Origin of the sequence: Microcoleus sp. D2_18a_B4 (assembly GCF_036702475.1) — a bacterium.
GTDB lineage: Bacteria > Cyanobacteriota > Cyanobacteriia > Cyanobacteriales > Microcoleaceae > Microcoleus.
On the sequence record NZ_JAUBTL010000005.1, the window covers coordinates 1 to 12,384 of the forward strand.

A 12,384-nucleotide genomic window follows, 5' to 3' on the forward strand; every position below is an offset into this window, starting at 1 on the left:
GTCAACAGTCAACAGTCAACAGTCAACAGTCAACAGTCAACAGTCAACAGTCAACAGTCAACAGTCAACAGTCAACTATTAACTAATGACTAGAGAGGCTTATTAGTAGGTTTAAAGCCCTGCTTTTGAAAATAGGTTCGGAATACCTCTTGAGCAATTGGTGCCGCCGATACAGAACCAAATCCGCCGCCTTCAACTATAACTGCGATCGCAACTTCCGGTTTGTCAGCAGGAGCAAAACCCACAAACATAGAATTGTCAGGATGACCGGGCATTTCCACCGTCCCAGTCTTACCAGCACTTAAAGGAATAGTACCATCATTCATGCGTTTGCCAGTACCTTTTTTCACCACGTCAATCAATCCCTGGCGAACAACATTCAAAGTTGCAGGCTTAATACCTGTGGGAACTTTTTTGGTAATAGGAGTATTGGTTTGAGAAGCCAATAAATGCGGCTGAACTCGATAACCGCCATTAGCAACAGTTGACACCATCACAGCCAATTCTAAGGGAGTACAAAGTACCAAACCTTGACCGATCGACATTGTTACTGTATCGCCAACGTACCAATCTTCACCATACATTTTCTGTTTCTCAGCAGGTATCGGAACTTGACCGTGATTGGCGGATTCCAACCCCAAAAGGTCTAAATTAATAGTACCGCCAATGCCCATCGCTTTAGCCGCTTTTGCCATTTGTTCGGGGCCAGCAGCCATACCTACTTGATAGAAAAACGTATTGCTGCTGTATGCTAAAGCGTCGCGGAAACCGATAACGCCGTAACCGCCGCTGTGTTCGTTAAAAGAAATTCCGCCGATCGTAATTGAAGAAGAAGTAGCCACAGTCGAGTCAGGAGAAAACTTGCCCGACTCCATCCCCGCTATAGCAGTGACAATTTTAAAAGTGCTACCGACTGGATAGCCTTGAACCGCTCGATTTAAAAACGGTTTTTCTGGCCCTTGCAGTCGATCCCATTCTGTTTGAGTCACCTTGCGGGTGAAAATATTGGGGTCAAATGTCGGCCAACTAGCCATTGTTAAAAGAGCTCCGGTTTTTACGTCGATCGCCACAACTGCACCCAGGCGATCGCCCAAAGCTTTTTCTGCAGTTTTCTGCATATCTAAATCTAAAGTTAGCTGCACCGGTTTGCCGGGGATAGGGTCTTTGACACCTAAATCTTGGATTTCTTCGCCCTTAGCATTCACCTCGATTAAACGGTTTCCCCAAACGCCCTCTAAAGTTGAATTGGCTAATTTTTCAACTCCCATTTGACCCACGAGCATCCCCATCGGATATGCAGGATTAGCTTTTAATTGCTCTAAACTAGCTTCGCCGACGTATCCCAAAAGGTGAGCTGCTAATTGCTGGTGGGGATTGTCTCGGCTCGATTCTACGCGAATTTCCACTCCCCGCAAACTATTAGCTTGTTCTCCCAAAGCGACGAAAGTACCTACATCGATATCCTTACTAATTCGCACTGGCAGGGCCGATCTGTAGCCAGCGGCATCGATTTTTTTGACAATTTCGGCCGCGGGCAGTTTGACGATCGGGCCCAGTGTAGCGGCGATCTCTTGCCACTCCTTGGCAGATCGCTCTTTTGGCCACACATAGACCGATCGAGATACGCGGCTGGCCGCAAAAATTTTGCCGTTGCGGTCTAAAATTTGACCGCGAGTCGCTGGGACTGAAACAGGGCGAATGCGGTTATTTTCCGCCCGCTGTCGGTTGTAGGCTCCCTGTACCAGTTGCAGTTCGGCTAGACGAAATATTGGTAGCGCCATCAAGGTAGTGACGATCAGCATAAAAATCATAACTTGGAGCGATCGGCTGCGTTGCCGTGAAGCATTGTCCAAGCCATTTTTGTCGAATCGGACTTTAGAGTTAAAAGAAAAATCGCCAGCCATATTAATTAATCTGCTCTTTTTATTCAACTAACAGGTTGATACGGGCCCCATCCGGATGATTGGGCAGATGATTACAGGGATTATAACTTCTAACTCTTTAGTAACAGACATAAATTCTGTCGATTGGCAGACGAATCAGCCGGATTGTTTAATTAAGGTATATAAGATATATGTTAAATATCAGGTTTTTCTGACAATTCAACTGTTAAGGAGGTAGGGGCGCTGTGGAACCGATCGATTTTTTGATTGCTTGGCTGGTGACGGGCAGCAGCTTGCTGCTAATTTCTCAACTGCCGATCGGCGTACAAATTGACAGCACACCGAAAGCAGTAATTTCCGCTGCGGTTTTGGGAATGTTGAATGTTTTAATTTTGCCAATTCTGAAAGCAGTTTTTTTCGTGCCGAACTTGCTGACGCTGGGATTGCTTTCCGGCGCGTTTGCTTTTGTAATGAACGTGATTGTTTTTGCCTCGGCTGCGAAGTTAGTTGAAGGATTTAGTTTGCGGATGGGCCTTTGGAGCGCGGTACTGGGGGCGATCGCCTTGGCTGTAGTTAGCAGCTTTATCAACGGCGCGCTGATTTAGCAACTTCCCCTGATAAAGGGCGATTGAAATCGCCCGATATTTCCCACCATTACCTTGCGCGTTTCGTTTCTCTACAAGCGATTTCTATCGCCGAATCTTTCTCCCCCCTTCTTCCTTCAATCCGTTACATCCGTTACATCCGTTAAATAATCCGTTGCCGAACTTCCTTCAATCCGTTACATCCGTTACATCCGTTAAACAATCCGTTGCCGAACTTCCTTCAATCCGTTACATCCGTTACATCCGTTACATCCGTTAAACAATCCGTTGCCGAACTTCCTTCTTCCTTCCCCATCAGCGACTTATAGGCTGTCACCTTAACATCGATCCCAGTAATATCTGCCCCGACAACAACAGCCACCGCTCCTAAATCCAAGGCTTTTTTAGCCATTTCCGGCCCCGATATCCCCCCTTCGCAGATAACGGGAACCTTAAGCTTTTCTACCATTTCCGCAAGCAAATCAAATCCCGGCGGCGATAAATTTTCCGTCTGGGCAGTATAGCCAAAAAGAGTAGTTGCTACAGTATCTGCACCAGCTTCGGCTGCCGCGATCGCAGCTTCTATTGTATCTACATCCGCCATCACTAATTTGCCCAATTCACTGTGAATTTGGGCGATTAATGTCTTTAAATCTTCGCCGCCAGCAGGACGGTTTCTCAGAGTAGCATCAACGGCGATAATATCGGCTCCAGAAGCGGCGATCGCCCGCGCGTCTTCAAACCGAGGAGTAATGTAAATCTCGCATCCCGGCAATTGCTGCTTCCAAATCCCAATTATGGGAGCGGATATCTGTTTTCGCACCGCCGCAATGTGAGCCGGAGTGTCAATCCGCACGCCCGATGCACCTCGATTGATAGCGGTTCGAGCCATTGCCGCAATTACGATCGGATCGTGCAGCGGCGAATCAGTAGGTGCTTGACAAGAAACAATTAATCCTGTAGGAATTCGACAATTAATCATGGGGAATTGCGGATGGGGAATTGGGCATCGGGCATCGGGCATCGGGCATCGGGCATCGGGCATCGGGCATCGGGCATCGGGCATCGGGCTTTTTTTGTAATTTATTCCCTGTGCCCTATTGAACTCAAATAAGCGTTAAGTTTTGGTAGTAATTTATCGACAATTGGTTTAAATTTGCTTACTTCTTCGCTGGTGATAAGTTGTCTAGCATAGGCTAATCTTAACCAATTTATTGTTTCGTACAAAGAGCCTCTCGCAATTTTTACAAAACGCCGATTATCTTGGTCATTATAACGACCTCTTCCTTCAGCAATATTAGCACAGACACTATCAGCAGACCGAACGATCTGTTTGCCCATCGTATCTTTTGTGAAATTATCCCATTTTTTAACAATTTCCCAAATCTGATTCGCCAAACTTTCCGCCAACTTATAAACCTCTAATTCCTCAAAATCAGGTCTTCCCATAATTACCTAAAAAACTCAATTATATTAAATGCCCCATGCCCAATGCCCAATGCCCCATGCCCCATGCCCAATGCCCCATGCCCCATGCCCGATGCCCCATGCCCAATGCCCCATGCCCAATGCCCCATGCCCAATGCCCAATGCCCCATGCCCCATGCCCAATTACCCATTACCAATCCCAGCCATTAAAGAAATAATTTTGTCAAGCAATTGCTCAGGGTGAATCGGTTTAGCCAAACAATCGTTAGCTCCCGCCGTCACGAAAGATATCTGATCTGCGGGAATTTCATTAGCGCTTAAAGCCAGAATTTTGATATTTTCAGTAGCGGGTTTTTGGCGCAGTTGGTGAATTATTTCGCAGCCACTCATACCGGGCAAACGCATAGCGACGATCACAGCATTGGGCTGCAAAAGTTCAATTTGTTCCACCGCCGCCGAACCTTCAATCATCCACACCACTTGCATTCCTGCGACTGTCAGGATATCGCAAATCAGCATGGCAGTTTCTTCATCTTCTTCGACGAGCACGAGGCTGCCGCGCAAGGAGGAAGAATGCAGCGGTAAAGATGAATTCGATTTTTCATATTTAAATTTTGTGGATTCATCTTTGCTTTGAGTTTGGATGGGTATAAAAACGGTAAAAGTAGAGCCGACATCAACTGTAGAGTTAACTTCGATCGCACCGCCGTGAAGCTCTACTAACTGTTTAGTTAAAGCCAATCCTAGACCGGTGCCGCCGTATTCGCGGCGGTAGGGGGAATCCAACTGCTGGAATTTTTGAAACAAAAGCGATCGCTGATTTTCGGGAATTCCAATGCCGGTATCTTTGATTTGAAAAACAGCGGTACTGCCAGCAGGTGCAGTACCGGGCTGCCGCACTGCAGGCGTTCGATTTTTATCTTCTGTCACCCAAACTCGCAGGATTACTTGCCCGCCTTCGGGAGTAAATTTAATCGCATTTCCTAAAAGATTGAAGAGAATTTGTCTCAAGCGGCGCGGGTCAGCGATGAAGCGATCGCACTCTTGTTTTATCCGCTGTTCTTGCAGCAGTTCCACGCCTTTAGCTACAGCTTTTTCTTTGAGGGCGTGCAGGCTCTGAGAAGCTAATTTAGAAAGTGAAAATTCACTAATTTTTAATACTGCTTTTCCAGCTTCTACTTGCGATAAATCTAAAATATCGTTGATTAATTCTAATAAGTGGTCGCCGCTGTCTCGGATAGTTTGCAGGTACTGCCGCTGCTTTTCCACTGGAACTTCTTTACTGCCAACTTTGCCGTAAGACCACCGCAGCAGCGTGTCGGAAATGCCGATGACGCAAGTGAGAGGAGTCCGCAATTCGTGGCTCATAGCTGCCAAAAATTCGCTCTTGGCGAGGCTGGCAGACTGGGCGGCAACCAGTGCATCGCGCAGTTCTCGCGTGCGCTCTATTACGCGCTGTTCTGAGGTGCGCTTTTGCTGCTGGACTTGTGCATAAAGTTCGGCTTGGTAAATGGCGATCGCCAAATGTTCTGCTATTTGTCGCAAAAATGTTTTTTTGCTTTCTTCCCACTCGCGAAAAGTACACTGGTGGGCAATTAGCAGCCCCCACAAGTCGTCTTGAACTACGATCGGCACTAGCAACTTTGCCCGCACCTTCGCCCGCCGCATCAACTCTAAAAAACAAGGCTGCGAAGAGTAAGTTGTTTCCACATCCGCGACGCACAAAGCCAAACCTTTGTGATATTTCTCTCGGTCAATGACTCCCTGGGTAAAACACTGCGCGTCTTCACTAAAATTTAGTACAGACGAGATAGCATCGTTGGCTAAAGCTTCGTAGGTAACGCGACCTAAATACAAGTAAGACCCGGATTTTTCTGGGATTTCGCCAGACCCCGAAACCGCCGCAGGTATTTCTTTAGCTAACTCGCCCTTGTGCGGCGCTGGCACTTTTTCAAATTGATAAATTAACAGGCGATCGACCTCCAAAAACTCTCGCACTTGCTCGACTGCTTTTGACAAAATTACAGGCAATTCTAAACTCTGGCGGATTTGAGTTGTCACCTGATTCAAAAGTCGCTCTTGTTCGAGCTGCTGCTGCAAAGCATCTTCCACTGGCTGACAAAATGAAATGCAGGGAGTGGCTATTTGTAATTGATTGACTGCTTCGGCAATCTGGCTCTGTAGCGTTTCTGGATCTATAACTTTGGGCGCCGATTTTCCCTCTATTTCTGTTTGGCTGTGTAGGGGCAGGCGATTATTTGGGCTGGCATGGGCAGCGAGAATATCCAGCAAATTTAGGGTAAATTCGCTTTGAAGAACGGCCGAGTTGGGCTGTATATTTTTAATTGCTTGTTTGAGGGCGGGAATGTCAATTTGCCACGAGGGTGCGGGCGTTATTTCTGCGAGTTTGTCTGCGAGGGGAGACAGGAAATTGGCGATCGCCCCGGGGTCGAAAGTCAACTGCACATTCAATTGCGAAGGGAGATTTTTTTCGCTGTGCTTGTGTCCGTTGGTTGCGAACTCATCTAATAGATTGCCCTGCAGCAGCGCGCTAAAATGCTCTGATACTACTGCTGCAAACCTTTCCGACGAATTTTCCCGATTTTGAGAATCAGCGATCACATCGTCGGTCAGCCAAATCGCCCCTGGGATTTCAGCCATTTGCTGTAACAACTGGTAAGCAGCCTCAAAGGTTGCTAGTGGCAAAGTCCGATTTAAGGTTTTTGGTTTCAATCTAGATATTTTCCCGGTTGTTTTAAAGAACAAAATATGAATGCCCCTGTTGTGAGGACGGAACCTGGGGCACAGCAGGCGCGGTCGATCCAACAGACTGGAGATGACAGTAGTCAGAAAGTAGGTAATAGAAGGCCCCGGAGCCAGAGAGCTAATTTGTCCCTATAGTTGTCCTCTTTCTTCTGGGCGAGTGACCCGCGCTCCAGCGCTTTACGAGCGCGAAAGCGGTAGGAGAAAACGGGGGGAAGGGATACGGCTGTATAATCGATCGCTTCTGGTCGTGTTTGTGAACCGGGTTGTTGATGGAAACTAAGCAATTCCACTCCCATTGCTGGGGTGAAGTTAGCACGCGCCTTTGTTTTCTGAGCTGATTCGGCTAATGGTACGTCCTTAACCCAAATAAAAATGTTTAACCCTTAACGACAGAACAGGGGGCTAGCTACGCATCCGCTTGGTGTCATTACTGCTTTGTAAAACTTACCTAAACTTATCTAAAGCCATCTTTAGAGCATCCGAGTTTACTTCCTACGCTATTGGGTAGTCGGCTATCCCAAGATCAGTAGGCTATCCCCCTCCAGCCGAGGGTTCCCAGTTCAAAATATTTATACTGGCGTTGAGGTCGCGATCGATTGATATACCACAAGCAGGACAATCATAAGTCCGAAAACCCAATGACATATCTTTTTTGCTGCCACAATTAGAGCAAGTTTTAGAACTAGGAAACCATTGGTCTACCAGCACTAAATTCGCTCCATACATCAGGCTTTTGTAATCGAGTTGACGCTTGAACTCGTAAAACCCAATATCTGATATCGCCCCCGCCAGCTTGTGATTTGCCATCATCCCCAAGACATTCAAGTCTTCAATCTTGATTAAATTGAAAGTCTTGGCTAAGTAAGTTGTTAACTTGTGTAGGAAATCTTGACGAATACAAGCTATTTGTGCGTGAAGTCGGCTGATTTTATTGTAGGTTTTACGCTGGTTCTTGGAACCTTTTACCTGTCTTGAAGCTTTTCGCTGTAAAGTAGCAAGCTTGGTTTTCGCACTGGCTCTTAACGGTTTTGGTGCATCAAAAACTTGCTGGTTTGATAGCGTGGCCGCATATTTAATACCTACGTCAATTCCTACAGAGCTTTCAGGCTGTTGAATTGGTAGACGTTCTGCATCCACACAGAATGAGACAAACCAGCGACTTCCTTCTTTTGAGATAGTGAAAGTTTGAGACACGTAACCACATTCTAGGCCTTCGTAAAGTCTAAACGTTCCCAATGTAGGAATCTTGATGGTTTTGCCAGCACTTAGCAGAACTTTCCCATTGGATGAATCGACCCTAAAAGATTGGCCATTCCGGCGGCTGGCGAATTTTGGATGGCCTGCTTTCCCGGAACGATAGCGACTAAAGGCATCTTTCAAGTCAATTAAAGCGTTCTGGTAAACTCGGCTAGACAACTGGTTCATCCAAGCAAATTCAGGCTGTTTCTTGACGTGGTTAGTGAGAACTTTTTTAACTTCGTCTATCACCTTCGAGTCCGAAAGATTGCCCTCACTATACATTTGAGTCCGCAAGCTTAACCCGAAATTGAAGACGAGCCGCCTCCATCCTGCGTGTTTTGCCATCAAGGTCGCTTCGTTGTTATTCAATTGTAGCGCTCGTTTGACGGCAAACATAGTTAAGCTTACCTAGACTAGGGGGTTTGGTAAATTATAGACAAGTTTAGCAAACTATTTGGCGATTTAGTCTAACTCAAAAAACCTAGACATCAAAGGTGTCAGGCTGCTCAACTGAAAATGAAGTTTTAGGCCCGAAGCCCAGTCACTTCCGTGCTGGGTCGTTGACTACTTTCAACAATGTTATTCCAGTATAATATTAATATATAATTTGTTAACTTGTACTTAACACTATCCGGGTAAATGAGCAATCCAACTCAACTCACCCCCGATTTCACGATCGGACATCTGCCGTGTCACGACTTCCAAGTGAGCGCTGCAACTCTAGGACAGGTAGTGGCTGAAAGATTTGAGCAAGAACCCGACCTGCCGGGAGTCATTATTACTCATGAATCACAGGTATTGGGCATGATTTCTCGCCTCAAATTTCGAGAGCAAATGAGTTTTCCCGATCGCGTAGAACTTTACGGGTCACACCCGATTCGAGCCTTGTTAGATTTTCTGAGAATTCCGCCTTTGCTGCTTTCGGAAAACTGGAAAATTGACGATGCCGTGCAAGCGTCTTTCAACAGGCACAAAGACTTAATTTATGAACCGATTATTGTGGTAATGGAAAACCAAAGCTACCGCCTGTTGGACGTTCAAACTCTGGTAATTACCCAGTCACAACTTTTAGCACAAGCTAACAAAGTTCTTCAAAAATACCGAGTAGAAAGACACAAGTATTTGGCGCTACTTCAACAAGAACAGGCTAAGGTTCACGAATGTAATGAGCTTTTAAAAATCCAACAACGTCAAATAGAAAACTTGCATACGAATCCCAGTGCCCAGCAAGTGGCACTGGTCAAACAAGCTGAAGAAATTGCTCAAATGAATCAGCGATTTGTGAGGATTGCGAAACTGATTTCTTCCGAAGGTCGCCAAGCATTTCAAGCTACTTTTCAAGGTGCTACTTCTATTTGCAACAATACAGATAAAATTTTGGGCGTGGGCAAAGCAATAGCTAATGATTTAGAAACGGTTAACCGCACTTCCCGAACCATCCGGGAGGCGATCGAACAAGTCAGGCATTTAGCAGTACAGGTGGCTGTAGTTACCAATCAAATGGGAAGTCAGCCCAGCGGTCTGAGCAAAGTGAGTCTAGAAATTGGCAGACTGGCAAGTAAAACTTTTGAATTGGGGACTCAAATGGAGCAAATTGCCAGTCGGTTTAAACTGCGAGTTCACGAACTCACGGAGGCAGCAAGAGCGGGTGCTAATGTGGCTAAATCCGTGACGATCAAGATCGATCGCGCAGAAATGGCCCTGCTAGAGTTGGAAGAATTAATAGCGGAAAAAAAATTCAATTCATTGACCGCTATCCCAGAACCTTTGGCCGGCATAAAAAGTGTTACCGCTGATTCTTTAGTTCAAGAGATAGAACACGCCGAAGTAGCGGTCTCCGAGTTAGAAGACTTAGTTAAACATCAAGATTCCTCGCAATATCTGATTCAAAAGATTCAGCAGGCGCTGAAGTCCAAAAAGCCATAAAATCCCAGCCCGAATCTAATGAAATATTTCGAGAAGAAAACAAATAAAATAAAAATAATAATTTAGAATTATTCTATTTGCAGAAGACTATTTGTTATACTGAAGGTGGGGGATTTTTAAATTAAGTTGTAAAAAGGCTATTTAATTAGCCCCAAAAACCGATAAAAAGTTCCAATAATAGTTGGAAGGACAGGTGACGTTTATGAAAATCCTGCTGGTAGAAGATGACACAATTACAGTCAGTTTGCTGACTCAAGCGCTGAACTCTCACAATTACAATGTGAATGCTGCTGCCGACGGTGAAACAGCGTTGCATTTGGTGCAGGCATACGATTACGACCTGATTGTTTTGGATGTGCTGATTCCTAAACTCGACGGCATTAGTTTGTGTCGAAAATTGCGATCGTCCGGCTGCCAAATGCCGATTTTACTGCTGACAGCGCTAGATAGCAGCAACGATCGAGTCCAAGGTTTAGAGGCGGGTGCAGACGATTATGTGGTCAAACCCTTTAATCTCGAAGAATTAATCGCTCGAATTCGGGCTTTGCTGCGCCGGGGTAAGGCAACTTTGTCGAGTACAAATTTAACATGGGAAAAACTGCAAGTCAACCCGGACACTACGGAAGTAACTTATGCCGAAAAAGTGCTGCACTTGACTCCCAAAGAGTACAATTTGCTAGAACTTTTCCTGAGAAATCCTCGGCGCATTTTCAGTCGCAGCGCCATCCTCGATCGCATTTGGTCGGCCGGCGAATTTCCTCAAGAAGAAGCCGTTACCGCTCACATCAAGGGGCTGCGGCAGAAGCTGAAAGCAGCCGGGATGACAGTAGATTTAGTGGAAACAGTGTACGGATTGGGCTATCGGCTCAAAAGTCTGCCGGAGGAGATTGAGAGCCAACAAGTTGGGCAGGAAACGGCAGAAACTGCTAAAAATCAAGAGACTTTATCTCCTGAATCCAGCGAGTCGAGCCAGGAATTAAACAAAGACGATCGCCGTCTCAAAGTCTTGAATGCGATTGCCCAAATGCGGGAAAATTTAAAAGCTAATTTTATAGAAAAGGTGGCGATATTCGATCGCGCGATCGCTCAACTGAAAAACGGAAGCTTGGAGGGCGAAGTGCGCGAGGAAGCCCAGGCTCAAGCTCACAAATTAGTCGGTTCTTTGGGCACGTTAGGGCTGCCGAAAGGTTCGGAAGTTGCGCGCCAGATAGAACATTTGTTCAAGCCTGAAAACATCTGGAAACCGGATACGGCTCAGCAGATTGAAGGCTTTCTGCATCAGATCAAACAGATATTCGATCGCCCGTCGCCCGAACCAGAAGGCGATTTGGTTCCTGCGGTTTCCCAAAAGCGCCGAATGCTGATTGTTGAGGATGATAATTTTGGGAGCGATCAACTCAAAACAGTAGCATCCGGTTCCGGCTTCCAGATAGAAGTCGCCAACTCTCCGCAAGCGGCAAGAAATGCGATTTCTCAACAGCCTCCCGACGCGATTTTGCTGGATTTGACATTTTCCAAAGCTCAGGAAAACGGACTTTCTCTCCTAGCCGAACTCCTCCGTGAAAAACCCGAAATTCCGGTGATGGTTTTTAGCGGGCACAATCAATTGAGCGATCGAATAGAAGTTGCTCGTTTGGGAGCTTCGGGCTTTTTACACAAATCTATGCCCCCAGCAGATATACTCAAAGCAGTCGCCCAACTAATCGACCAGACTGGCCCTGCTGAAGCTAAAGTTATGGTGGTAGACGATGACGTGCATCTATTGGCTGCACTGCAAGTGATTCTAAAACCTTGGGGATTTCAAGTAACAACATTGGACGATCCCGAAAAGTTCTGGGAGGTACTCGAAACGACTTGTCCCGATTTGCTAATTTTAGATGTGGAGATGCCCGGTTACAGCGGTATCGAGCTGTGTTTGGCAGTTCGCAACGATTTGCGCTGGAGCAAGCTTCCCGTGCTATTTTTGACAGCTCATTCCGAATCGGAAATAGTGCGCCAAATGTTTGTCGCAGGTGCTGACGACTACGTGAACAAGCCGATCGTGAAACCGGAATTGATTGCTCGCCTCCTGAATCGTTTGGAGCGGACTCAACTGAGAAACAGACTGGCTCAGGCACAGCGCTAATCCCATTTTAGATTTAAAAAATTAAAGAATTAAAGAATTGAAGAAGTGGGAATGACTGATGAGATATGGGTTTCGATCGCGTACCTACACTTGTATTCTTTTTTTTTAATGGGATAACTAGGAGCAAATATGCAGTGCGTGTCCGAAACAAATCAGGAAGCCTTAGCCAAGACTGGGGATTGTTAGAGTGTGTGATTGCGACGCGGTGCTGTTGATTGATGCTAGCCCGCCGAGAACACAGACGGGAGCATCTCACTTATGCAGCCCTCCGCTAGAAATTGGAGCCAGGAGTCAGGAGTCAGGAGTCAGGAGGAAAGAAGAAGAAGGAAGAAGGAAGGAGGAAGAAGGAAGGAGGAAGAAGGAAGGAGCCATAATAAGTGTTTTTACAAATATGAGATGCTCCCACACAGACTAATTTAGAGAAGTATTAATC

Annotated in this window: 10 protein-coding genes; 4 read left to right on the plus strand and 6 right to left on the minus strand. The window is 46.1% G+C overall.

The features are described from left to right. Positions 1-89: 89 nt before the first annotated feature. Positions 90-1,904 carry a penicillin-binding protein 2 gene (gene mrdA, locus QUB04_RS04135; RefSeq protein ID WP_333281412.1) on the minus strand — a complete coding sequence of 605 codons (1,815 nt, stop codon included), beginning with the start codon at positions 1,902-1,904 and terminating at the stop codon, positions 90-92. A gap of 224 nt (positions 1,905-2,128) precedes the next feature. Between mrdA and QUB04_RS04140 the strand changes: the two genes are divergently transcribed. Beyond that, positions 2,129-2,488: a phage holin family protein gene (locus QUB04_RS04140; RefSeq protein ID WP_333281415.1), complete on the plus strand. Its 360-nt coding sequence runs from the start codon at positions 2,129-2,131 to the stop codon at positions 2,486-2,488. Positions 2,489-2,708: 220 nt separating this feature from the next. Here QUB04_RS04140 and QUB04_RS04145 read toward each other — a convergent pair whose 3' ends face one another. From QUB04_RS04145 to QUB04_RS04165, 5 genes are all read right to left on the minus strand, one after another. Then, entirely contained in the window at positions 2,709-3,449 is a 741-nt protein-coding gene (locus QUB04_RS04145; RefSeq protein WP_333281784.1) for an N-acetylmannosamine-6-phosphate 2-epimerase, read from the minus strand. Positions 3,450-3,550: 101 nt separating this feature from the next. After that, positions 3,551-3,916, minus strand: coding sequence for a four helix bundle protein (locus tag QUB04_RS04150; protein WP_333281419.1), 366 nt, complete (start codon positions 3,914-3,916; stop codon positions 3,551-3,553). Positions 3,917-3,918: 2 nt separating this feature from the next. Further along, the gene (locus QUB04_RS04155) at positions 3,919-4,086 is read right to left on the minus strand and encodes a hypothetical protein (RefSeq protein ID WP_333281421.1); all 168 of its coding nucleotides are present in this window, start codon (positions 4,084-4,086) and stop codon (positions 3,919-3,921) included. Continuing rightward, the gene (locus QUB04_RS04160; RefSeq protein ID WP_333281424.1) at positions 4,079-6,628 is read right to left on the minus strand and encodes an ATP-binding protein; all 2,550 of its coding nucleotides are present in this window, start codon (positions 6,626-6,628) and stop codon (positions 4,079-4,081) included. The genes QUB04_RS04155 and QUB04_RS04160 overlap by 8 nt, the downstream gene beginning before the upstream one ends. Before the next feature lie 564 nt (positions 6,629-7,192). Next, positions 7,193-8,296, minus strand: a complete 1,104-nt coding sequence (locus tag QUB04_RS04165) for an RNA-guided endonuclease TnpB family protein (RefSeq protein WP_333281427.1) — start codon at positions 8,294-8,296, stop codon at positions 7,193-7,195. Between the two features lie 243 nt (positions 8,297-8,539). Here QUB04_RS04165 and QUB04_RS04170 point away from each other — a divergent pair, with 243 nt between their 5' ends. From QUB04_RS04170 to QUB04_RS04180, 3 genes are all read left to right on the plus strand, one after another. Next, positions 8,540-9,826: a chemotaxis protein gene (locus tag QUB04_RS04170; protein ID WP_333281430.1), complete on the plus strand. Its 1,287-nt coding sequence runs from the start codon at positions 8,540-8,542 to the stop codon at positions 9,824-9,826. Between the two features lie 202 nt (positions 9,827-10,028). Further along, positions 10,029-11,951 carry a response regulator gene (locus QUB04_RS04175; protein WP_333281433.1) on the plus strand — a complete coding sequence of 641 codons (1,923 nt, stop codon included), beginning with the start codon at positions 10,029-10,031 and terminating at the stop codon, positions 11,949-11,951. Between the two features lie 258 nt (positions 11,952-12,209). After that, entirely contained in the window at positions 12,210-12,371 is a 162-nt protein-coding gene (locus tag QUB04_RS04180; protein WP_333281436.1) for a hypothetical protein, read from the plus strand. Positions 12,372-12,384 lie beyond the last annotated feature (13 nt).